The organism is Curtobacterium sp. MCPF17_021 (assembly GCF_003234605.2).
GTDB classification, from domain to species: domain Bacteria; phylum Actinomycetota; class Actinomycetes; order Actinomycetales; family Microbacteriaceae; genus Curtobacterium; species Curtobacterium flaccumfaciens.
Map to the genome: position 1 here is coordinate 2,348,695 of NZ_CP126252.1, position 21,327 is coordinate 2,370,021.

Annotated in this window: 20 protein-coding genes; 6 read left to right on the forward strand and 14 right to left on the reverse strand. The window is 71.3% G+C overall.

What is annotated here, in order from left to right:
• Window positions 1–29 precede the first annotated feature (29 nt).
• Both ffh and DEJ29_RS11045 read right to left on the reverse strand, forming a co-directional pair.
• Entirely contained in the window at window positions 30–1,580 is a 1,551-nt protein-coding gene (ffh, locus tag DEJ29_RS11040) for a signal recognition particle protein (protein WP_027465889.1), read from the reverse strand.
• A 44-nt stretch (window positions 1,581–1,624) separates the two neighbouring features.
• A complete protein-coding gene (locus DEJ29_RS11045) occupies window positions 1,625–2,308 on the reverse strand; it encodes a VOC family protein (RefSeq protein ID WP_181438145.1) in 684 nt (227 codons plus the stop codon).
• 84 nt (window positions 2,309–2,392) lie between these two features.
• Here DEJ29_RS11045 and lipB point away from each other — a divergent pair, with 84 nt between their 5' ends.
• Complete coding sequence (gene lipB / locus DEJ29_RS11050; RefSeq protein ID WP_111094619.1) at window positions 2,393–3,124, forward strand: lipoyl(octanoyl) transferase LipB; 732 nt, start codon at window positions 2,393–2,395, stop codon at window positions 3,122–3,124.
• Window positions 3,121–4,104, forward strand: coding sequence for a lipoyl synthase (gene lipA, locus DEJ29_RS11055; protein WP_111094573.1), 984 nt, complete (start codon window positions 3,121–3,123; stop codon window positions 4,102–4,104). Before lipB ends, lipA begins: the two co-directional genes overlap by 4 nt.
• Window positions 4,105–4,182: 78 nt before the next feature.
• Here lipA and DEJ29_RS11060 read toward each other — a convergent pair whose 3' ends face one another.
• Window positions 4,183–5,208 carry a TerC family protein gene (locus tag DEJ29_RS11060; protein WP_110859106.1) on the reverse strand — a complete coding sequence of 342 codons (1,026 nt, stop codon included), beginning with the start codon at window positions 5,206–5,208 and terminating at the stop codon, window positions 4,183–4,185.
• 217 nt (window positions 5,209–5,425) lie between these two features.
• On the opposite strand from DEJ29_RS11060, the gene ftsY reads away from it, so the two are divergent.
• Window positions 5,426–6,295: a signal recognition particle-docking protein FtsY gene (ftsY, locus tag DEJ29_RS11065; protein ID WP_027465892.1), complete on the forward strand. Its 870-nt coding sequence runs from the start codon at window positions 5,426–5,428 to the stop codon at window positions 6,293–6,295.
• Window positions 6,296–6,378: 83 nt separating this feature from the next.
• Window positions 6,379–6,537: a hypothetical protein gene (locus DEJ29_RS11070; RefSeq protein ID WP_171907827.1), complete on the forward strand. Its 159-nt coding sequence runs from the start codon at window positions 6,379–6,381 to the stop codon at window positions 6,535–6,537.
• A gap of 213 nt (window positions 6,538–6,750) precedes the next feature.
• Here the strand turns inward: DEJ29_RS11070 and DEJ29_RS11075 are convergent, their stop codons facing one another.
• The 7 genes from DEJ29_RS11075 to DEJ29_RS11105 form a co-directional block, all read right to left on the reverse strand.
• Window positions 6,751–10,479 carry an AAA family ATPase gene (locus tag DEJ29_RS11075; RefSeq protein ID WP_111094572.1) on the reverse strand — a complete coding sequence of 1,243 codons (3,729 nt, stop codon included), beginning with the start codon at window positions 10,477–10,479 and terminating at the stop codon, window positions 6,751–6,753.
• 31 nt (window positions 10,480–10,510) lie between these two features.
• Window positions 10,511–11,482 carry a bifunctional DNA-formamidopyrimidine glycosylase/DNA-(apurinic or apyrimidinic site) lyase gene (gene mutM, locus DEJ29_RS11080; RefSeq protein ID WP_111094571.1) on the reverse strand — a complete coding sequence of 324 codons (972 nt, stop codon included), beginning with the start codon at window positions 11,480–11,482 and terminating at the stop codon, window positions 10,511–10,513.
• A 4-nt stretch (window positions 11,483–11,486) separates the two neighbouring features.
• Entirely contained in the window at window positions 11,487–12,212 is a 726-nt protein-coding gene (gene rnc, locus DEJ29_RS11085) for a ribonuclease III (protein ID WP_173034235.1), read from the reverse strand.
• Window positions 12,213–12,225: 13 nt separating this feature from the next.
• Window positions 12,226–12,429 (reverse strand): 50S ribosomal protein L32, encoded by a 204-nt coding sequence (rpmF, locus tag DEJ29_RS11090; RefSeq protein WP_017888273.1) that lies wholly within the window; start codon window positions 12,427–12,429, stop codon window positions 12,226–12,228.
• A 53-nt stretch (window positions 12,430–12,482) separates the two neighbouring features.
• Complete coding sequence (locus DEJ29_RS11095) at window positions 12,483–13,001, reverse strand: YceD family protein (protein ID WP_111094618.1); 519 nt, start codon at window positions 12,999–13,001, stop codon at window positions 12,483–12,485.
• 207 nt (window positions 13,002–13,208) lie between these two features.
• A complete protein-coding gene (gene coaD / locus DEJ29_RS11100) occupies window positions 13,209–13,694 on the reverse strand; it encodes a pantetheine-phosphate adenylyltransferase (protein ID WP_071405665.1) in 486 nt (161 codons plus the stop codon).
• A gap of 37 nt (window positions 13,695–13,731) precedes the next feature.
• Window positions 13,732–15,960: an ATP-dependent DNA helicase RecG gene (locus tag DEJ29_RS11105; RefSeq protein WP_258375912.1), complete on the reverse strand. Its 2,229-nt coding sequence runs from the start codon at window positions 15,958–15,960 to the stop codon at window positions 13,732–13,734.
• Between the two features lie 97 nt (window positions 15,961–16,057).
• Here DEJ29_RS11105 and DEJ29_RS11110 point away from each other — a divergent pair, with 97 nt between their 5' ends.
• A complete protein-coding gene (locus DEJ29_RS11110; protein ID WP_111094569.1) occupies window positions 16,058–16,618 on the forward strand; it encodes an RsmD family RNA methyltransferase in 561 nt (186 codons plus the stop codon).
• A 93-nt stretch (window positions 16,619–16,711) separates the two neighbouring features.
• Here the strand turns inward: DEJ29_RS11110 and thiL are convergent, their stop codons facing one another.
• Complete coding sequence (gene thiL / locus DEJ29_RS11115) at window positions 16,712–17,707, reverse strand: thiamine-phosphate kinase (protein WP_111094568.1); 996 nt, start codon at window positions 17,705–17,707, stop codon at window positions 16,712–16,714.
• 24 nt (window positions 17,708–17,731) lie between these two features.
• Here thiL and DEJ29_RS11120 point away from each other — a divergent pair, with 24 nt between their 5' ends.
• The gene (locus DEJ29_RS11120) at window positions 17,732–18,217 is read left to right on the forward strand and encodes a DUF3515 family protein (RefSeq protein WP_111094567.1); all 486 of its coding nucleotides are present in this window, start codon (window positions 17,732–17,734) and stop codon (window positions 18,215–18,217) included.
• Between the two features lie 72 nt (window positions 18,218–18,289).
• Here DEJ29_RS11120 and DEJ29_RS11125 read toward each other — a convergent pair whose 3' ends face one another.
• The 3 genes from DEJ29_RS11125 to DEJ29_RS11135 form a co-directional block, all read right to left on the reverse strand.
• The gene (locus tag DEJ29_RS11125) at window positions 18,290–19,372 is read right to left on the reverse strand and encodes a D-alanine--D-alanine ligase family protein (protein WP_111029139.1); all 1,083 of its coding nucleotides are present in this window, start codon (window positions 19,370–19,372) and stop codon (window positions 18,290–18,292) included.
• Between the two features lie 59 nt (window positions 19,373–19,431).
• Window positions 19,432–20,445 carry an NAD(P)H-dependent glycerol-3-phosphate dehydrogenase gene (locus tag DEJ29_RS11130; protein WP_031259730.1) on the reverse strand — a complete coding sequence of 338 codons (1,014 nt, stop codon included), beginning with the start codon at window positions 20,443–20,445 and terminating at the stop codon, window positions 19,432–19,434.
• Window positions 20,446–20,524: 79 nt separating this feature from the next.
• Window positions 20,525–21,274 (reverse strand): lysophospholipid acyltransferase family protein, encoded by a 750-nt coding sequence (locus tag DEJ29_RS11135; RefSeq protein WP_071405671.1) that lies wholly within the window; start codon window positions 21,272–21,274, stop codon window positions 20,525–20,527.
• Window positions 21,275–21,327 lie beyond the last annotated feature (53 nt).

Consider the following 21,327-nt stretch of genomic DNA (forward strand, 5'->3'; position numbering starts at 1 on the left):
CCGTCAGGTGGTCGCGATCGCGAGCCGCGTCAGCGACCCAGGAACTTCTGCAGCGACGCGAGCTCTTCCTCGGTGGGTGCCTTGCCGCCCTTGGCGCCCCCGAGGCCGAGGCCTGACCCCTGCGGGGCCTGCTGCGGAGCAGCCGCAGCGCCGGCAGCCAAAGCCGCGCGCTTGGCGGGGTTGCCCACCTTCGACTTCTTCTTGCCGCCCTGCTGCTGCTTCTTGCCGCCGTGCATGCCCGGGATCGGACCCATGCCCGGCATCTGCGGCACGCCACCGCGGGCGACGGTCTTCATCATCTTGGCGGCCTGCTCGAAGCGGTTGACCAGCGCGTTGACCTCGGTGACCGTCGATCCGGCACCGCGCGCGATGCGCAGACGGCGCGAACCGTTCAGGAGCTTCGGGAGCTCACGCTCCTGGGGCGTCATCGACTGGATGATCGCCTCGGTGCGGACGATCTCGCGCTCGTCGAAGTTGTCGAGCGCCTCGCGCATGCCCTTGGCTCCCGGGAGCATGCCGAGCATGCCCTTGATGGAGCCGGCCTTGCGGAGCTGCTGCATCTGCTGCAGGAAGTCGTTCAGCGTGAAGTTGTCGGTCGCGATCTTGTCCGCGACCTTGCGCGCCTCTTCCTCGTCGAAGGCGCCCTGCGCCTGCTCGATGAGGGACAGGATGTCGCCGAGGTCGAGGATGCGGCTCGCCATGCGGTCCGGGTGGAACGGCTCGAAGTCGTCGAGCGACTCACCCGTCGACGCGAACATGATCGGGCGGCCGGTCACGCTGGCCACCGACAGGGCAGCACCACCACGGGCGTCACCGTCGAGCTTGGAGAGCACGACACCGGTGAAGTCGACGCCTTCCTGGAAGGCACGGGCCGTGTTGACGGCGTCCTGACCGATCATCGCGTCGATGACGAACAGGACCTCGTCCGGGTCGACGGCCTTGCGGATGTTCGCGGCCTGCTTCATCAGCTCGGCATCGACACCGAGTCGACCGGCGGTGTCGACGATGACGGTGTCGTACTGCTGGTCGATCGCGGCCTTGATGGCGTTCTTGGCGACCTTGACCGGGTCGCCGACACCGTTGCCGGGCTCGGGCGCGAAGACGTGCACGCCGGCCTGCTCGCCGACGACCTGCAGCTGCTGCACGGCGTTCGGACGCTGGAGGTCCGCCGCGACGAGCATCGGGGTGTGGCCGTCCTTCTTGAGCCACTTGCCGAGCTTGCCCGCGAGGGTGGTCTTACCGGCACCCTGCAGACCCGCGAGCATGATGACCGTCGGCGGCTTCTTCGCGAACTCGAGCCGTCGCTGCTGCCCGCCCAGGATGCCGACGAGTTCCTCGTTGACGATCTGGACGACCTGCTGCGCCGGGTTGAGCGCGCGGTTGACCTCGTCGGAGAGGGCACGCTCGCGCACCGATGCGGTGAACGCCTTGACGACCTCGAGCGCGACGTCGGCGTCGAGGAGCGCCCGCCGGATCTCGCGGACGGTGCCGTCGACGTCGGACGGAGTCAGCCGACCCTTGCTCCGCAGATTGCGGAAGGTCTCGGTCAGCCGATCGGAGAGTGAACCGAATTGCGCCATGATCCGTCGATTCTACAAGGCTCCCGCCGACGACACCGGCCCGTTCACCGCAGGAGGACACCCTCGGTCAGCTCGAGCGGCACCCCGAGCCCCACGTCGATGACCACCGGCGCGCTCGACGGGCTCCGGTCACCGGTCGGGAACCAGCGTCGGTCGGGCGACACCAGGATCACGAGACCGTCCACGTCGCCCACCGCCGCGAACGACTCCCCCGGCGGGTTGGCGTACGGCTCGAGACCGGCGCGTCGCAGGGCCTCGACGGCGCCGAGGACGTCGGGGACGGGGATGCCGACCTCGCTGACCGAGACGAGCGGGACGACGGTGCCGGTGCCGGTGCCGGTGCCGGAACCGTCGCCGGCGCGCCGGGCGCCCGACTCGAGGTCCCGCCGCTCGATGAGCTCGAGGAGCTGCTGGTCGGGCCCCTCGAAGTAGACCGACCGCGAGTTCCAGTTCGGCGGCCCCTCGAACTCGTCCTGGTCATCCGTACCGAGCACCGTCGTCAGCCCGGCGATCCAGGCCTTGGCCGCGTCGAAGGCCCCCGTGGGGATCGTGATCGCCAGGTGCAGGGCTCCGGTCATCTCCGGCAGTTCGCGGAACACGAGGAGCGTCGACCCCACCATGATGCGCGCCGTGGCGTCGACGATCTCGACCGAGCACCCCAGTCGTTCGTAGAACCGGGCGGTGTCGGCGAGCGAGCGGGTGGCGAGTCGTACCTGTCGGACGTCCATGCCCTCATCGGACCATCTCAACAATTGTTGAGGTCAAGCACCCGGTTGTTGGACGCCGTCCAGAAACTGTCGTACGCTCGCCGCATGCCGGAACTCGAGATCGTGCGCCACGACGGCCCGCTCGACTACGCGGACGGCCTCGCCCTGCAGCGTGACCTGCACGCCGACGTCGTCGCCGGCCGTTCCCTCGGGGCCCTCCTCCTCTGCGAGCACCCGTCCGTGTACACCGCCGGGCGCCGCACCGAACCGTCCGACCTGCCGACGAACGGCGCGCCGGTGGTCGACACCGACCGCGGTGGCCGCATCACCTGGCACGGGCCGGGGCAACTGGTCGCCTACCCGATCGTCCGGCTCGCCGAACCACTCGACGTCGTCGCCTGGGTGCGCGACCTGGAGCAGGTCGTCATCGACGCCGCGGCTGCCGTCGGAGTGCACGCCGAACGGGTCGCGGGTCGCAGCGGCGCCTGGGTGCCGGGCACGGACGGCCTCCCCGCCGCCAAGGTCGGCGCGATCGGCCTGCACGTCGCCGAGGGCGTGGCGAGCCACGGCATCGCGATCAACTGCGACAACGCCCTCGACGCCTACGCCGCGATCGTCCCGTGCGGCATCGCGGACGCCGGGGTCACGACGCTGAGCGCCGCGGCGGCGCACGTGGGGCGTGCCCAGGTGACCGTCGACGACCTCGCACCCCTCGTCGCAGAGCGCGTCCAACAGGCCGTCGACGGCATGCACAACGGCCGCCGGATCAGCACGACGGCCCCCAGCACCAGCACGAGCACGAGCACCGCGCCCGCCCGACAGGAGACCCTCGTATGACCCTCGCCCCCGAAGGCCGCCGCATGCTCCGGGTCGAGGCCCGGAACGCCGAGACCCCGATCGAGACGAAGCCCGCGTGGATCAAGACCCGTGCCACGCAGGGTCCGGAGTTCCGCGAGCTGTCGAGCCTGGTGCGCGACAAGCAGCTGCACACCGTCTGCCAGGAGGCCGGCTGCCCGAACATCTTCGAGTGCTGGGAAGACCGCGAGGCCACCTTCCTGATCGGCGGCTCGCAGTGCACCCGTCGCTGCGACTTCTGCCAGATCGACACCGGCAAGCCGGAACCGCTCGACCGCGACGAGCCCCGCCGGGTCGCGGACTCCGTCGCGGAGATGGGCCTGCGGTACGCGACCGTGACCGGCGTCGCACGCGACGACCTGCCCGACGGCGGTTCCTGGCTCTACGCCGAGACCATCCGCGCGATCCACGAGCACTCCCCCGGCACCGGCGTCGAGATCCTGGTGCCGGACTTCAACGGGCGACCGGACCAGCTCGGCCGGGTGTTCGACGCCCGCCCCGAGGTCTTCGCCCACAACGTCGAGACCGTCCCGCGGATCTTCAAGCGGATCCGGCCGGCGTTCACGTTCGAACGGTCCCTCGACGTCATCACCCAGGGCCGCGACGCCGGACTGGTCACGAAGTCGAACCTGATCCTCGGCATGGGCGAAGAGCGCATCGAGATCGAGGACGCCCTGCAGCGCCTGTACGACGCGGGCACGGACATCATCACGCTGACGCAGTACCTCCGCCCGTCGCCCCGACACCTGCCGGTCGCCCGCTGGGTCAGCCCTGCCGAGTTCGTCGAGCTCCGTCAGGTCGCCGAGCAGATGGGCTTCGCCGGGGTGCTCGCCGGACCGCTGGTCCGGTCGTCGTACCGGGCGGGTCGGCTGTGGGCACGGGCGACGGTGGCCCGCGGCGGCTCGGTTCCCGAGCACCTGGCCCACCTGCTCGACGCGACCCCTGGTCGCCAGGCCGTCTGACGCTCCGGACGACGCCCGGACAGACGGGAGGCGCGGTGCCAGCTGGCACCGCGCCTCCTGTCCGTCAGGTGGTGACGGCTACTTCGCGTCTGCCTCGACCGACTCCTTCGGCTGGCCGGTCGGGGTGAGCCCGCGCTCCTGGCGGCGCTTCGAGACCACCAGCGACGCGGTCGTGGCGACCGCGATCGTCAGCGCGATGAAGCCCAGCGAGAACCAGATCGGGATCTCCGGCGCCCATTCGATGTGCTCGCCACCGTTGATGAAGGGCAGCTCGTTGACGTGCATGGCGTGGAAGACGAGCTTCACACCGATGAACGCCAGGATGACGGCCAGGCCCTGGCCCAGGTAGATGAGGCGCTCCAGCAGGCCGGCGATCAGGAAGTACAGCTGCCGGAGGCCGAGCAGCGAGAACGCGTTCGCCGTGAACACGATGAAGGCGTCCTGCGTCAGCCCGAAGATCGCGGGGATCGAGTCGAGCGCGAAGAGCACGTCGGTCAGGCCGATGGCGACCATGACGAGCAGCATCGGGGTGAACAGCCGCTTGCCGTCGACACGGGTGGTCAGACGGTCGCCGTCGTAGTGGTCCGAGGTCGGGATGATGCGCTTGAGGATCCGGATGAGCCGGGATTCGCCCTCGCTGCCGTGGTCGTTGCCGCTGCGGGCCTGCGACCAGGCGAGCCAGAACAGCAGCGCACCGAACAGGTAGAAGACCCACGAGAAGTTCTCGATGATCGTGACGCCGAGGGCGATGAAGACGCCACGGGCGACGAGCGCGATCGCGACGCCGACCAGCAGGACCTTCTGCTGGAACTCCTTCGGCACGGCGAAGCTCGACATGATGATGAGGAAGACGAAGAGGTTGTCGACCGACAACGCCTTCTCGGTCAGCCAGCCGGCGAAGTACTCACCACCGGCCTGCCCGCCGCCGAACACCAGGATGCCGATGCCGAACAGGATCGCCAGCCCGATGTAGAAGGCCGACCAGAACGCGGATTCGCGGATGTGGGGCACGTGCGGCGTGCGGACGTGCGAGTAGAAGTCGAACACCAGCAGCGCGAGGATGCCGGCGATCGTGATGAGCCAGACGAAGAGTGGGACGTCCACGGTTTCCTTCAGGTAGGGCGCGCCGCTGATGTGCGGGTACGCCGAGGCCTGAAGGTCTCTTCCGTCGCCCGGCACCGGAACCGGTGCCGCACGACCGGCGCCCCGGGGCCGGATCGTTCCGGACCGTACTGACGGGGTCACCGAGAGGGAATACTCCCCTTCGTGTTCCCGAGCATACCGGGCACAGCGGACATGTGCCGCGCTCTAAGCTGGGAGCATGGCGAGTTCCTGGTCACTGTCCTCACGGCTGCGCGGCCTCTTCCAGCGCAAGACGATCGACGAGACCACGTGGGAGGACCTGGAGACCGCCCTCATCGGCGCCGACTTCGGGCCCGACATCTCCGAGGAGATCATCGAGGACCTGCACGCCCGCGTCGACCGGTACGGCACGACCGACCCCGCCGACCTGCAGCGCATGCTCCGCGAGGTCCTCGAGGAACGGCTCTCGAAGCTCGACACCACCCTGAAGCTCAGCGCGCGGCCCGCCGTGGTGCTCGTCGTCGGCGTGAACGGCGTCGGCAAGACCACGACGATCGGCAAGTTCGCCAAGTTCCTGAAGACCTACGACCGCACGGTGCTCGTCGGGGCGGCGGACACGTTCCGCGCCGCGGCAGTCGAGCAGGTCGCCACCTGGGCCCAGCGCGCCGGGGTCGACGTCGTCCGTCCGTCGCAGCCCGGGCAGGACCCGGCGTCGGTTGCGTACCAGACCGTCGAGAAGGCGATCCGCGACCAGACCGAGATCGTCGTCATCGACACCGCCGGACGTCTGCACACCAAGGCCGGCCTGATGGACGAGCTCACCAAGATCAAGCGCGTGGTCGAGAAGCAGACCGAGATCAGCGAGGTCCTGCTCGTCCTCGACGCGACGACGGGCCAGAACGGCCTCGCCCAGGCCCAGGCCTTCATCGAGGGCGCCGGTGTGACCGGCCTCGTCATCACGAAGCTCGACGGCTCGGCCAAGGCCGGGTTCGTGCTGAGCGTGCAGGAGAAGACCGGCATCCCGATCAAGCTCATCGGGCAGGGCGAGGGCATCAACGACCTGACGGGCTTCACGCCGCACGTGTTCGTGCAGAACCTCGTCGGCTGAGCGAACGCGTCGGCACGCCGAGGAGTAGCGTCCCTGACGGCCCGGGCATCTGCTCGGTCTCGTTCCAGGGATAGGAGACCCTCATGCCCGCACTGCTGATCATCGCGATCATCGTCGGCCTCGTCCTGCTCTTCAGCGGCATCTTCGTCGGTGCGCTGAAGTTCCTGCTCTGGGTGGGCATCGTGCTCATCCTGCTGGCGGTCATCGGCTGGCTGCTCCGGACGATCCGCGGTCGCGCGTAGCGACCCGGCGTCCTGTCCGGACGCACCTGACAGTACGGGAGGCGCGGTGCCAGCTGGCACCGCGCCTCCCGTCTGTCCGGGGCCGCGTGGACTGCACTGCGAAAGCGACAGATCCCGTCGCCGACCCACTGCGAACCCCGGGAAAGCGACAGATCGCCGCGAACAGTTGGCGGAGATCTGTCGCTTTCGCGGAACGGGCCTGCGACCAGACGGCTACGCGACCGCGTCCGCCGGCTCGCGCTTCTGCACCCGCTGCCCGACGACCGCCGAGACGCCGTCCTGCCGCATCGACACCCCGTACAGGGCGTCGGCGATCTCCATCGTCCGCTTCTGGTGCGTGATGACGATGAGCTGGGACGACTCGCGGAGCCGCTCGAACACGGTCAGCAGGCGGCCGAGGTTGGCGTCGTCGAGTGCCGCCTCGACCTCGTCCATGATGTAGAACGGCGACGGCCGCGCGGTGAAGATCGCGACGAGGAGCGCCACCGCCGCCAGGGACCGCTCGCCGCCGGACAGCAGGGTCAGGCGGTCGATCTTCTTGCCGGCGGGCTTCACCTGCACGTCGATCCCGGTGCCGAGCAGGTCGGTCGGGTCGGTCAGGTTGATCGACCCCGAGCCGCCCGGGAACAGGATCGGGAAGATGACGTCGAACGCTTCCTTCGTGTCGTTGAACGCGGACTCGAAGATCGTCTGCATCTTCGTGTCGAGCTCGTCGATGATCGTCAGCAGGTCCGTCCGGGTCTTCTGCAGGTCCTCGAGCTGTTCGGCGAGGAACGCGTGCCGCTGCTCGAGCGCCTGGAACTCCTCGAGCGCGAGCGGGTTCACCTTGCCGAGCTGCCCGAGGTCGCGCTCGGCGGCCTTGAGTCGGCGCTCCTGCTCGGCACGGACGTAGGGCACGGTCTCGACGTCGGCGGGGTCGACCTCGTCGGTGGTGTCGAACTCGGGCAGGGCGGGGCCGCCGGGCAGGGTGGACTCCGCGTCGACGAGGGCCACGTCGTCGGTTTCGGGGCCCGCGCCTGCCGCAGCTTCCTCCGGCTCGGTCACGCCCGCGGCCTCGGCCGCGGCGGCCGCCGCTGCGCGCTCCGCCTCACGGTGCTTCCGCGCGCGCACCCGCGGGTCCACGAGCACGTCGACCGGCACCGGGACGTGCGGCCCGTACTCGGCCACCAGCACGGCCTCGGTCAGCCCGAGCTCGCTCTGCGCCCGGTCGAGGACGCCGGAAACGTGCAGCTTCTTCTCGTAGATCTCCATCTCGAGCGAGTGCACGCCGTCGGTGATGGTCTGCAGGCGGTCCCGGAGCTCGCGCTCCTCGTTGCGGATCGTCTGCAGCTCGGTGTTGCGCTTCGACCGCTCGGCTTCCTCCGTCGCCAGCTGCACCCGGGCCTCGGCCAGCGAACGGTCGACCGCACCGAGCACCCCGGGCAGGTCGGCGAGCACGGCTTCCGCGGTCCGGATCTGGCCGCGTCGGATGACGGCGAGCCGGGCGGCCTCCTCGGCGGCGGCGCGCTCGGCCTCGAGCTGGCGTTCGAGCTGGTCGGCGCGGTTCCGTTCGGCGCGCACCCGTTCACGAACGGTCTCGACCTGGATCCGCTGCTCGACCTCGGCCGCACGTGCGGCTTCGAGCGCGTCCTGCAGCGCGGGACGCTCGGACGCGTCGACCATGGGACGCTCCTGCTCGGTGAAGGCCCGGTGCGCCGACTCGGCCTCGGCCAGCACCGCCTCGGCGGTCTCGACGGCGCCGTCGGTCTCGGCCAGCGCGGCACGCAGCCGTTCGACCTCGGCCGCGGCGTTCTCCACCTTCGCCCGCGTCGACGCACTCGTGCGGTCGTACTCGGCCTTCGCCCGCGTGTACGCGCGGGATGCTGCGTCGGCCTCGTCCGCACGGCGGCGTGCGTCCTCGACGGCGCTGCGCGCGTCCTGGAGGCCCGTGGACGCGTCCTCGGCGTCGGTCGCGATCGCGACCCGTCGGGTCACGGCGTCGTCGCGCTCCGCGACGAGCTCGATGCGCGAGGTCACGCGCTCCCCGCCGCCGGTCACGCGGACCGCGCGGACGAGGTCGCCGGACCGCGTGACCACCGTGGCGTGCGGGGCGGCCGTGAGCACGGCCTCCAGGTCGAGGTCGTCGGTCTCCGCGACCAGCGTGTCGCGCAGGATCGACGCGAGCGCCGGCGGTCCCTGCACCAGGTCCGTGGCACGGCGGACGCCGGCCGGCAGGGTCTCGGGCAGGGCCGCTGGGACGGGCGCGGCGTCACCGACGACGACGTCGATCCGGCCGAGGTCGGCAGCGCGGGCGTGGTCGACGGCATCGAGCGCCGCACCACGGTCGTCGGCGAGGACGGCGTCGGCGAGTCCCTCGAGCGCGGTGGCGATCGCGGCCTCGAACCCGGGCGACACCGTCAGGCTGTCGGCCAGGCGACCGACGATGCCCGCGCGACCGGCGTCGATCAGTGCCTGCGAACCGTCGCGGACCTCGATCGACATGCCGAGCGCGGTGACCCGGGCGTCGAGGGCGTCCCGCTCGCGTTCGAGGGCGTGGAGCCGATCGCGCTGCTCGTCGCGCGTGGTCTGGGCCCGTTCGAGCTCGGCGCGCGCCTGCTCCAGGGTCTGCGCGAGCGCGGACTCGTCGACGCCCTCGGACGGGTCGACACCGAGTTCGGCGAGGGCCGCCGCGGCACGCTCGGCACGTTCCCCGGCCTCGGCCAGTGCCCGCTCCCGCCGCTCGCGGTCGGCGACGGCGGAACCGCGCTTCGACCGGGCGACGTCGACGGCGCTGGCGAGCCGCTGTGCCTCGAGGTCGTGCTGCGAGACCCGGGCTGCCTGGGCGGCGATGCGTTCGTCGAGGGTGTCCAGCGCGGCGCGGGCGTCCTGCACCGCGCGGGCGGTCGTCGCCGAACCGCCCTGCATCTCGTCGGCGCGGGCGGCGAGGCGGTCGGCCTCGGCACGGACCCCGGCGACCTGCTCCTGGGTGACGGTCGGGCCCTGCTGTGGCGCGTCGGCCTGCTGCGCGAGGAACATCAGGCGCTGGTTCGCCAGGCTCGACAGGCCGCGGAGGCGCTCCTGCACGCTCTCGAGCCGGTGCACGACGGTGCGGGCGCGGTCCACGTCGTCGCCGACCATGCTCTGCTCGACGTGCTGCTGGCGCACCCGGGTCTGGTCGAGCCGCTCGGTGAGGACGATGCGCTCGGACTTGCGGCCCGCCTCGACCTCCTGGTGGTCGTGCAGCTCGCGGCGCAGGCGCACCACGTCGTCCGCCAGGATGCGGGCCTTGGCGTCGCGGAAGACCGCGGCCACCGACTGGGCCTTCCGTGCCACCTCGGCCTGCCGCCCGAGGGGCTTCAGCTGCCGCCGGATCTCACCGGCCAGGTCGGACAGGCGGGTCAGGTTCGTCTGCATCGCGTCGAGCTTGCGGAGGGTCTTCTCCTTGCGGCGACGGTGCTTCAGGATCCCGGCGGCCTCCTCGATGAAGCCGCGGCGGTCCTCCGGAGTCGCGTGCAGCACCTTGTCGAGCTGCCCCTGCCCGACGATGACGTGCATCTCACGGCCGAGGCCGGTGTCGCTGAGCAGCTCCTGCACGTCGAGCAGCCGGCAGTTCTCGCCGTTGATGGCGTACTCGCTGCCACCGTTGCGGAACAGCGTGCGCGCGATCGTCACCTCGGAGTACTCGATCGGCAGCAGGCCGTCGCTGTTGTCGATGGTCAGCAGCACCTGGGCTCGACCGAGCGGACCGCGGGTCGAGGTGCCGGCGAAGATGACGTCCTCCATCTTGCCGCCGCGCAGGGTCTTCGCTCCCTGCTCCCCCATCACCCAGGCCAGGGCGTCCACCACGTTCGACTTGCCGGAGCCGTTCGGGCCGACGATGCACGTCACGCCCGGCTCGAACGCGAACGTCGTCGGCTGCGCGAAGGACTTGAACCCCTTGATGGTCAGGCTCTTCAAGTACATGCGGTCTCCGGATGCTCTGGTTGGCGTCAGGCTAACGCGTGCGGGCGCGGGGACGGGGTTGGCACACGGGGCAGATGTGGCTCGACCGGTTCATGAAGGCCTCGCGCACGATCGTCGTGCCGCAGCGTGGACACGGCTCCCCCTGCTGGCCGTAGACGTTCAGGCGCTGCGAGAAGTACCCGGACTGCCCGTTGACGTTGACGTACTGGGCGTCGAAGCTCGTGCCGCCGTCCTCGAGCGCCCGGCGCAAGATGGCGCGGACCTCGTCGAGCAGTCGTCGCAGGTCGGCACGGGTGAGGCGGTCGGCGGCGCGGTCGTAGTGCAGCTTCGCGGCCCAGAGCGACTCGTCGGCGTAGATGTTGCCGATGCCGCTCACGACGCCCTGGTCGAGCAGCACCCGCTTGATGCCGCTCGAACGCTTCCGGGCCATCGCGGTGAACCGGTCGTCGTCGAACGCGGGGTCGAGCGGGTCACGGGCGATGTGCGACACCTGCCCGGGCACCCACCGACGCCACACGGCATCGGGGTCGATCGCGTCGACCTGCCCGCCGAACCCGGCCGGAGCACCGTCGATCGTCGGCACCATCGCGTCGATCGCCATCGAGCCGAACGTGCGCTGGTCGACGAACTCGAGTTCCACGGGGGGCTCCGCCGCACCCGAGCGGTCGGTGCCCGCGGGTTGCACGTCGATGAGGATGCGCCGGTGCTTGGCCGCCGGTCGACCACGGCCGAGCAGGATCTGCCCGCTCATGCCGAGATGGGCGACGAGTGCCTCGGGGCGGGCCCCGTCGCGCTCGGGCTGCAGCGGCATCCAGAGGAACTTGCCCCGGCGGACGGCAGCGGCGATCGTGCGACCGGTCAGTCGGTCGGCGAAGTCCTCGGCGGGGCCGTCGTGCCGGGTGAGGGCACGGTCGTCGACCACGTCGACGTGCAGGACCCGCGCGCCGCTGACGGCGGGTTCGAGGCCGGCGCGGACGACCTCGACCTCGGGGAGTTCGGGCACGCGGTCAGGCCGCTCGGCCGGACAGCCGGGTCCAGGCGTCGAGCGCGGCGGCCATCTCGGCGGCCTTCTTGCTCGACCCGGTGCCGGTGGCGATGTCCTCGCCCTGGAGGACGACCGTCGCCATGAAGGTCTTGTCGTGGTCCGGGCCGGTCTCGGTGACACGGTACGCCGGGTTGCCGAGCGAGCGGCTCGAGGCGAGCTCCTGCAGGCTCGTCTTCGGGTCCATCGCGGCGCCGAAGCGGTCCGGGTCGATCATGAGCGGTTCGACCAGACGGAGCACGAGCTCGGTCGCCGGGTCGGGACCGGCCGACAGGTACGTCGCGCCGATGACGGCTTCGACGGTGTCGGCCAGGATCGACGACTTGTCTCGGCCGCCGGTCTGTTCCTCGCCCTTGCCGAGGCGCAGGTAGCGGCCGAGCCCGATCATCCGGGCGATCTCGGCCAGCGCCACGGTCGACACCAGGCTCGCTCGACGCTTGGCGAGGTCACCCTCGTCGAGGTCGGGGAACGACCGGTAGAGCTTCACGGTCACGGCCTGGCCGAGGATCGAGTCCCCGAGGAACTCGAGGCGCTCGTTGTGCTTGATGCCCCCGTGCTCGTAGGCGTAGGAGCGGTGCGTCAGGGCGAGCTGAAGCAGCTCGAGGTCGATGTCGGCCCCGAGGATGCCCTGCAGACGAACGACGTCCGGCCCCGCGGGGCGAGACCCCGCAGCGCCGGACGTTGTCGTCATGCGTTCGGTCCGATCAGACGTCGGCGACCTTGCGGCCCTTGTACTCCATGTACAGGGGCGTGCCGGCCGAGTCCTCGACGACCTTCGCGCGGTGCGGGAGGCTGTAGGTGACCTGACCGTTCTCGATCGTCTTCACGAGCTGGATCGGCGTGGCCTTCCACTGCGAACGACGGGCGTGCGTGTTCGCACGGGACTGCTTGCGCTTGGGAACGGCCATGGTGAATCTCTTTCGGTTGGTCGGTGGTCGGTACGGGCTGGCGGTGTCGGGACCTACTCGGTCTCGGCCCGCTCCTCGCCCTCGGTGGTCTTCGGTGCGGTGGTGTCACCGTCGGTGCTGTCGTCGAGCTCGATCGCGCTGAGCGCTGCCCAGCGAGGATCCAGCACCTGACGAGCGGGCTGCTCGCCGAGGTCGGCCAGACGCTCGCCCGTCACCGGGTCGAGTCCTGGGCAGTCCGGTCGGCAGACCGGCTGGAACGGCAGCGACAGCACCACCGCATCTCGAACGACCTGTTCGGTGTCCACGTGGTCATCGCGAACGAAGAAGTCGAAATCCTCCGAGGCATCATACGCGAACAGCTCGGCGAAATCGACCTCGATCGGTTCGCTGATGTCGATGAGGCAGCGCGAGCACTCCCCCGTGGCGTCGGCCGAAGCGTGTCCGGACACGAGGACGCCCTCGTGCAGGCCTTCGAGTTTGACGTCGATGTGCAGTTCGGCACCCTGTCGGACGCCGATCAGACCGGCCCCCATCGCGTCGGGCACCTCGATGTCGAGCGAGTGCTCGCGCATCTCACCCGGCCGGTGCGCGAGGTCGCGCACGCGCAGGGCGTAGGGGCTGTTTACGGGGGAAGACACGATCGACAATCCTAGCGCGATCGGGGCCGAGAGTCGAGGTGGCGACAGGCGTGTCCGGACGCGGTGGGCGCAGTGCGGTTGCTCGGCGGGCTGGGCGGACTGGGCGGGCGCGCTCAGCGGGTGTGTGCTCAGCGAGCGTGCTCAGCGGGACGCGAGCGCGTCGGCGACCGTCTTCGGCACGTAGGGCGTGACGTCACCGCCGAGGGACGACACCTGGCGGATCAGCGAGCTCGACACGTGCGCTCGCGACGCCTCGGGCAGCAGGAACACCGTCTCGACGTCGGCCAGGTGGCGGTTCATGATGGCCATCGGAGTCTCGTACGCGACGTCCTCGCCGGACCGCACGCCCTTCACCAGGACCTTCGCCCCGACCTGCCGGCAGTAGTCGACCAGCAGCCCGGACGTCCACTCGCCGACCGTGACCGTCTCCGGCGCGCCGACCTCGACCAGCGAGTCCTTGATGAGCCGAACCCGGTCGACCGCCTCGAACATCGCCGGCTTCTTGTCGGGGTTGTGCACCACGAGGACGTGCACCTCGTCGAAGAGCCCGGCCGCGCGGCCGATGACGTCGAGGTGCCCGAGGGTGACGGGGTCGAAGGAACCGGGGACCACCGCGATCTGCGCCATGGCAGCGACGATACCGCGCGGGCCGTCGGGCTCCGGGTCAGTTCTTGCCGAGGAACGCCGCGTCGGACTCGTCGAGACGCCGGGCGAGGGCGTCGCGGAGGGCCGGGGACCCCTCGAGCTCGGGATCGGGTTCGAGCACGCGCTCCGCTTCTCCGCGCGCGTCGACGATGAGGTCGGCGTGCTCGACCACCCGGAGCAGGTTGAGCGAGGACCGCCCACCGGACTGCCGTTCGCCCAGGACGTCGCCTTCACGTCGGAGCTCGAGGTCGACCCGGGCGAGCTCGAACCCGTCGTCCGAGGCGGCCACGGCGTCGACGCGCTCGCGCGAGGTGGTCTCGAGCTCGGCCGAGGTGACCAGCAAGCAGACGCCGGCCCACTGCCCACGACCGATGCGGCCGCGGAGCTGGTGGAGCTGCGAGACCCCGAACCGGTCGGCGTCGAGGACGGCCATCATCGCCGCGTTCGGGACGTCGACGCCGACCTCGATCACGGTCGTCGCCACGACCACGTCGAGGTCGCCGGCGGCGAAGGACGTCATCACGCGGTCCTTCTCGTCGGCGGTCATCCGGCCGTGCAGGACCGCGATCGAGCGCCCTTCGAGCACGGGCATGGTGCGCATCCGCTCGGCGGTGGCGAGCACGGTCGCCGGGGCACGCTTCGGGATGTCGTCCTCGCCGTCGGCCGGCTCCGGCTCGCCGTCGTCCTCGGTGTGGGCGTCGTCGATGGCCGGGCAGACGACGAACGCCTGGCGGCCCTTGGCGAGTTCCTCGGCCATGCGGGACCAGATCCGGGGTTCCCATCCGGGGTGCTCCGCCAGCGGGACCGTGAAGGTCTCGACGCCGGCGCGCCCCGACGGCATGCCCGTGATGGTCGAGACGTCGAGGTCGCCGAACACCGTCATCGCGACGGTGCGCGGGATCGGCGTCGCGGTGAGCACGAGCACGTGCGGCGGGGTCGTGCCCTTGGTGCGGAGGGCCTCGCGCTGCTCGACACCGAAGCGGTGCTGCTCGTCGACCACCACGAGCCCCAGCTCGGCGAAGTCCACCCGGTCGCCCAGGAGCGCGTGGGTGCCGACGACCAGCCGTGAGCTGCCCGACACCGCCGCGAGCAGGGCCCGGCGACGTTCGTCGGTGGACTGCGAACCGGTCAGGATCACCGGTCGGAGCTCGGCGGCGAGGTCCGGCCCGAGGAACTTCACGATGGAGCGCAGGTGCTGGGCCGCCAGCACCTCGGTCGGGGCGATGAGCGCGGACTGGCCGCCGGACTCGGCCACCGTGAGCATCGCCCGGATCGCCACGAGCGTCTTGCCCGAACCGACCTCGCCCTGGATCAGCCGGTGCATGGGCCAGGTGCGGGCGAGGTCGTGGTCGATGTCGGCCCCGACGGCGCGCTGGTCGTCCGTCAACGTGAAGGGCAGGGTGGCGTCGAAGCGCTCGAGGATGCCACCGGGGGCGGCCACGCGCGGGGTGGCCGCGGTGCGACGGGCCGCGATCCGGCGCTGCACCAGGGCGGTCTGCAGCACGAACGCCTCGCGGTAGCGCAGGGCGTCCTGCGCGCGCTTGAAGTCCGCGACCTTCTCGGGGCGGTGCAGCAGCTCGAGGGCACGGCGGAACGGCACGAGGTCGAGCCGGGACCGCGCGGACGCCGGCACCGGGTCGGGCAGGTCCGGCAGGGTGTCGAGGACGATCCCGATGGACTTCGCGATCTGCCACGACGTGAGCGAGGCCGTCGCCGGGTAGATCGGGATCGGCTGGCGCGACCACCGGATCGCTTCGTCGGAACCGGGCTCGGCCGTGGCGCGGGGGTCGTCGGGGTCGAACAGCTCGTAGTCCGGGTGGGCGAGCTGCCGGGCACCCCGGTAGTCGCTGACCTTGCCGGAGAAGATGCCCCGGGCGCCGGGGACGAGGTCCTTCGTGCGCCACCCCTGGTTGAAGAACGTGAGGGTGAGCAGGCCCTTGCCGTCGCCGATCTTCGCTTCGAGGATCGAGCCGCGGCGCGCGCGCATGGTGCGTTCACGGACGTCGACCACCTCGGCCACGATGGTGACCGGTTCGCCGATCGCGAGCGAGTCGAGGGCGGTCAGTGCACCACGCTCGGCGTAGCGGCGGGGCGCGTGCTCGAGGAACTCCCCCACCGTGCGGTAGCCGAAGGCCTTCTCGATCGCGGTCGCCGTCCGACCGCCGAGCACGTTCGCGAGCCGCGCGTCAAGCGGCGCCGGACCGAGGTCGGGCGCGGCCGGCGCAGCGGGGGTTCCGGAGGTGACCACGCTCCAACGGTACCGGGCACGACCGACCCCACCCGTGCCTCCCGAGCGGCCTGTGGAGAACGCCGGACCGGACCCGCCGGGCCGATACGGTGGCTGCATGACCCGCATCATCGCCGGCGCCGCCGGCTCCCTGACGCTCCGGGTGCCGAAGTCCGGCACCCGCCCGACGAGCGACCGCGTGCGCGAGGCGCTGTTCTCGTCGCTCGAGGCACGGGGGCTCGTCGAGGCCACGTCGGTGGCCGACCTGTACGCGGGGACGGGCGCGCTCGGGCTCGAGGCGGCCTCGCGCGGTGCGGCCGAGGTCGTTCTGGTCGACCGGGCGTCCGCCGCCGCGCAGGCCTGCCGGGCGAACGCGAAGGCCGTGCAGCAGCGGGTGCCGGGCGTCCGGATCGACGTGCAGCCGCAGCCGGTGCTCGGGTACCTGCGCGGGACCGTCCGCACCTTCGACCTGGTGTTCATCGACCCGCCCTACGACGTCACCGAGCACGAGCTCGCCGAGGTGCTCGAGGCCCTGTCGCCGAAGCTGACGCCGGATGCCGTCGTCGTGGTCGAGCGGAGCAAGCGCTCCCCCGAGCCGACCTGGCCGACGGGGCTCGCGCCGTTCAGCAAGCGCAGCTACGGCGAGACCGCCGCGTGGGAGGCCGTCGCCGCCAGCTGAGGCGCTCTGCGCGTGTGCACGCGCCCTGCGACAGTGCACCTGTCGAACGACGCGTGTTCTGTCGCCACACGGTCGTGCACCGACCGGGCCCGGTCAGCCGGCGGCGCCGTCCCAGTCCGCGTAGGGGTCCCAGCCGGTCGTCGGCACCGCGACACCGGCGCGCAGCAGGTCCGCCTCACCACGCTCCCGCACGACACCGATGCGCCGGAAGCCCCCGGGCAGAGCCGTGCCTGCCGGGAACGTGGCGAGCAGTCCGTGGTCTTCGCCGCCGTGCAGCGCGGCCTCGTCGAGGTCGGTGGCGGCATCGAGTTCGAGCGTCACCCGGCTGGCACGGGCGAGCCGACCGGCGTCGATCGCCAGGCCGTCGGACAGGTCGAGCATCGCGGTGGCCCCGGCCCCGGCCGCGAGCGGCCCGTCGGCGATCGGGGGCACCGGGCGGCGCTGGCGTCCGACGTCGGGGTCGACGTCCGCGCCGCTCGCGACCGTTGCGGCGCGGTCCGGCTCGCCCCGGTCGTCGATGCCGTCGCGGAACAGCCGGGACAGCCCGCGCGCGGCACGTCCGAGCTCGCCGGACACCGCGAGCACGTCACCGACGCCTGCGCCCGACCGCAGCACGGGCGCGCGGCCCAGCAGGTCACCGAAGGCGGTGACGGCCACCGTGAACGTCGCCGAGGTGGAGAGGTCTCCCCCGACGACCCCGCACTCCGGCGCGAGGGCGTCGACGGCGAGCCGGAAGCCGTCGGCGATGCCCTCGAGGACGGCCACGGGGGTGTCCTGCGGTGCGGCGAGGGCGATCACGAGGCCGCTCGGCACGGCACCCATCGCGGCGACGTCGGAGAGGTTCGTGGCGGCCGCCTTCCAGCCGATGTCCGTCGGCGACGACCATGCCCACCGGAAGTCCGGACCGTGCACCATCATGTCCGTCGTGACGACGAACCGGCCGTCCGGAGCGGCGACGACGGCGCAGTCGTCACCGGGGCCGAGGATCGGCGTCCCCGCGGGCAGACGGCTCGTGATCCGGTCGAGGACGACGAGTTCGCCGAGCTCCCCCACCGTCGGTCCGGCCCAGGCGTCGTCCGTCGCATCCACACGAGAACGGTAGCCTGGACGGCGATGGACACCGCGCGCCGCACCCCTCGGACCCTCGCGATCGTGGGGGCCGTGATCACCCTCGCCGCCGGGCTGACCGGGTGCACGAACGCCGTGTCGATGTCCGCCGCCCCGTCGGCCAACGCAGCGGCGTGCGCCGCCGTGCAGGTCCGGTTGCCCGCGACCGTGGACTCGAAGTTCGACCTGCGGAACACGAACGCGCAGGCGACCGCGGCCTGGGGCGACCCCGAGGTGGCGATCTACCACTGCGGTGTCGCCGTCCCCACCGTGTCCGACCTGCCGTGCTTCTCGCAGGGCGGCGTCGACTGGATCCGCGACGACCGCGGCGACCAGGTCGTCTTCACCACGTTCGGTCGGTCACCGGCCGTGCAGGTCGTGGTCGACTCGACGAAGACCACGTCATCGGTCGTGCAGGAGCTGTCCGACGCCGTGTCGTCACTGCCCAAGGACGGACACGAGTGCCTCGACCCCGCCGACGTGCAGGGCTGACAGCCGGCTGACGCTCGCGCGCCGACCAAACCAGCACGGCCTGGTCAGCACGGCCTGGTCAGCACGGCCTGGTCAGCGGACGGCGGCTCGACCCAGCTCGATGAGCTCGGTGATCAGCTCGCCGTAGGACACCCCCGACGCCGCCCAGCAGCGCGGGTACATCGACAGCGGCGTGAAGCCCGGCATCGTGTTGACCTCGTTCACGACGAAGCCGTCGTCGGTCAGGAAGCAGTCGACACGGGCGAGCCCGGAACCACCGATTGCCTCGAACGCGCGGGCACCGATGGAGCGGATCTCGTCGGTCTGGTCGTCGGTCAGCGGTGCCGGGCAGAGCAGCGACTCGTCGCCGCCCAGGTACTTCGAGGCGAAGTCGTAGAAGCCGTCCTCGGCCACCACGATCTCGCCCGGCAGGCTCGTGCGCGGCACACCGTCACGGCCCTCGAGCACGGCGACCTCGACCTCGCGCCCGATCACTCGGGGCTCGACGATCACCTTGGAGTCGTGCTCGAACGCCAGGTCCATGGCGGCACCCAGCTGCGACGGCTCGTCGACGCGCGAGACACCCATGCTCGACCCGGCGCGGGCCGGCTTGACGAACAGCGGCCAGCCGTGGGCGGCGATCGTCTCGGCGACGTCCACCGGGTCGGCCGCCCACTGCCGACGGAGCACCGTGGTCCACGGTGCGACCCGCAGCCCGGCGTGCTCGAGCACGGCCTTCGCGACGTGCTTGTCCATCGCCAGGGCGCTCGCGAGCACGCCGTCGCCGACGTACGGCAGCCCGGCGATCTCGAGCAGACCCTGGATCGTGCCGTCCTCACCGAAGGGGCCGTGCAGGATCGGGAACACCACGTCGACCGGGATCGCGGTGACCGTGCCGTCGGGGTGGGACACGACGAGTTCGTTGGTGGCCGGCGAGGTCGGGAACGCGATCCGCGTGCCGTTGTCGGGCACGGTCGGCAGCGCGCCGTCGCGGATGGTCCACTGCGCCGGGTCGTCCGACTGCAGCGTGAAGGCACCGTCCTGGGTGATCCCGATCGGCACGAGGTCGTACTCGGCCCGGTCGACGACGTCCATGATGCCGCCGGCGGTCACGCAACTGATCTCGTGCTCGCTCGAGCGACCGCCGAAGAGCACGGCGACGGTGGTCCTGGGCATGGGGGTTCCCTCGGGGATCGTGGGCACGGGAGTCCCTTCGTGACTCGGTGCGGGACCGGTCACTCGCCCTGCGGCTCGTCGGTCTCGGTGAGGTGCGGCGCGATGTTGCGCGGATCGAGCCTACCGGCGAGGACCTCGCCGACCTGGCTGACGATGGGCATGTCGACGCCGTTCGCCGCGGCCAGCTCGAGGATCGGGGCGACCGAGGCCAGCCCCTCCGCCGTCTGGTTCATCTGGCGGACCACCTCGTCGAACCGGTAGCCCTGGCCGAGCAACCGCCCGGCGGTGTTGTTCCGCGACAGCGGCGACTGGCACGTGGCGATGAGGTCGCCGAGGCCCGCGAGCCCGGACAGCGTCGACGACTGCGCGCCGAGCGACACCGCGAAGTCGGTCATCTCGGCGAGGCCGCGCGTGATGATCGAGGCCTTGGTGTTCTCGCCGTAGCCGACCCCGTCGACGATGCCGATCGCGACGGCGATGAGGTTCTTCAGCACGCCGCCGAACTCGGTGCCGATGACGTCGGTGTTGATGAACGACCGGAAGTACGGGTTCGTCGCGACGGCGGCGACGTCGGTGGCGGTCTCCAACGAAGACGACGACACCACGGCGGCGGTCGGCTGCCGACGGGCGATCTCGAGCGCCAGGTTCGGGCCGCTGGCCACGGCGATGCGGTCCTGGTCGATGCCGAGGCCCTGCAGCAGGACCTCGCTCATCCGCAGTCCCGTGCTCTTCTCTACGCCCTTCATCAGGCTGACGACCGGCACGTCCGCGGGCAGCAGCTCGCGGATCGCGGCGAGGTTGGAGCGCAGGGTCTGCGAGGGCACCGAGACGTACACCTGCGAGGCGCCGTCGAGCACGCGCTCGAGCGACGTCGAGGCGGTCAGGGTGCGGGGCAGGTTGATGCCGGGCAGGTAGTCCGAGTTGCGCTTGGTCTCGGTGATCTCGCGGGCGACCTCGGGGCGTCGTGCCCACACCACGGTGGAGGCACCGCCCTCGGCCAGCACCTTCGCGAACGTGGTGCCCCAGCTGCCGGCACCGATCACGGCCACTCGGGGCTTGTCGGTCGACTGCATGACCACCCGGATCGCGGCGGTGTCGAAGGCCCCCGGAGCCGCGGCGGCGGGGTCGGGTCGGTCGTCGTGGGGTCGGAGGTCACTCAAACCGGCCGGTCTCCTTCTGGTTGTTCGCCGCCGGGTCCCAGCGGGTCGCGGGTGCCCGTTCGCCACGGAGCACCTCGAGCAGCGCGGTGATCTCGCGCATGACGAGTTCGGTGGCCTCGCCGAGCATCTGCTGGTCGATCTGCCGACCGCGGTACGCCGACAGGTCGACCGGGTCACCGATGATCACGTCGACGCGGGACGGCGGGAACAGCCGGAGCTTCTTGCCGTACCTGGCCATGATGTTCTGCGTGCCCCAGTGGGCCATCGGGATGAGGGGCACGTCGTTCTCGAGCGCGATCCTCACCGCGCCCGTCTTGCCGCGCATCGGCCACAGGTCGGGGTCGCGGGTGAGCGTGCCCTCGGGGTAGACGATGATCGCCCCACCCTGCTCGACCAGGGACCGGCCACCGCCGAGCGGGTCGCTCAGGCGCGTCCGGCCGGAGCGCTCGACCGGGATCTGCCCCATGCCGGACATGAGCTTGCCGACCACCGGCACCTTGAACAGCGACGCCTTCGCCAGGAACCGCGGCGCCCGCTTCGAGATGTACACGGCGGTGCCCACGACCAGGGGGTCGATGTTCGTGAAGTGGTTCGGTGCGAGCACGAACGCGCCCTCGGCCGGCAGGCGGTTCGGGCCGTGCCAGTGGTAGCGCGCCGAGAACCGGAACGTCGGGATGACGATCGAGGCGACGATCCGGAACGCGGTGTTCAGCTCACCGCGGCGCCACCGGCGCCCACGCACGGGGAGACCGGTCGCGACCTGCGCGTCGGAGCCGCCACGGGCCTCCAGACCGT

Excerpts from the sequence above, each read along its gene's own strand:
- ffh (WP_027465889.1), bottom strand. The coding sequence starts at position 1,580 with ATGGCGCAATTCGGTTCACTCTCCGATCGGCTGACCGAGACCTTCCGC.
- DEJ29_RS11045 (WP_181438145.1), bottom strand. The coding sequence starts at position 2,308 with ATGGACGTCCGACAGGTACGACTCGCCACCCGCTCGCTCGCCGACACC.
- lipB (WP_111094619.1), top strand. The coding sequence starts at position 2,393 with ATGCCGGAACTCGAGATCGTGCGCCACGACGGCCCGCTCGACTACGCG.
- lipA (WP_111094573.1), top strand. The coding sequence starts at position 3,121 with ATGACCCTCGCCCCCGAAGGCCGCCGCATGCTCCGGGTCGAGGCCCGG.
- ftsY (WP_027465892.1), top strand. The coding sequence starts at position 5,426 with ATGGCGAGTTCCTGGTCACTGTCCTCACGGCTGCGCGGCCTCTTCCAG.
- DEJ29_RS11070 (WP_171907827.1), top strand. The coding sequence starts at position 6,379 with ATGCCCGCACTGCTGATCATCGCGATCATCGTCGGCCTCGTCCTGCTC.
- DEJ29_RS11075 (WP_111094572.1), bottom strand. The coding sequence starts at position 10,479 with ATGTACTTGAAGAGCCTGACCATCAAGGGGTTCAAGTCCTTCGCGCAG.
- rnc (WP_173034235.1), bottom strand. The coding sequence starts at position 12,212 with ATGACGACAACGTCCGGCGCTGCGGGGTCTCGCCCCGCGGGGCCGGAC.
- rpmF (WP_017888273.1), bottom strand. The coding sequence starts at position 12,429 with ATGGCCGTTCCCAAGCGCAAGCAGTCCCGTGCGAACACGCACGCCCGT.
- DEJ29_RS11095 (WP_111094618.1), bottom strand. The coding sequence starts at position 13,001 with ATGCGCGAGCACTCGCTCGACATCGAGGTGCCCGACGCGATGGGGGCC.
- coaD (WP_071405665.1), bottom strand. The coding sequence starts at position 13,694 with ATGGCGCAGATCGCGGTGGTCCCCGGTTCCTTCGACCCCGTCACCCTC.
- DEJ29_RS11110 (WP_111094569.1), top strand. The coding sequence starts at position 16,058 with ATGACCCGCATCATCGCCGGCGCCGCCGGCTCCCTGACGCTCCGGGTG.
- DEJ29_RS11120 (WP_111094567.1), top strand. The coding sequence starts at position 17,732 with ATGGACACCGCGCGCCGCACCCCTCGGACCCTCGCGATCGTGGGGGCC.
- DEJ29_RS11125 (WP_111029139.1), bottom strand. The coding sequence starts at position 19,372 with ATGCCCAGGACCACCGTCGCCGTGCTCTTCGGCGGTCGCTCGAGCGAG.
- DEJ29_RS11130 (WP_031259730.1), bottom strand. The coding sequence starts at position 20,445 with ATGCAGTCGACCGACAAGCCCCGAGTGGCCGTGATCGGTGCCGGCAGC.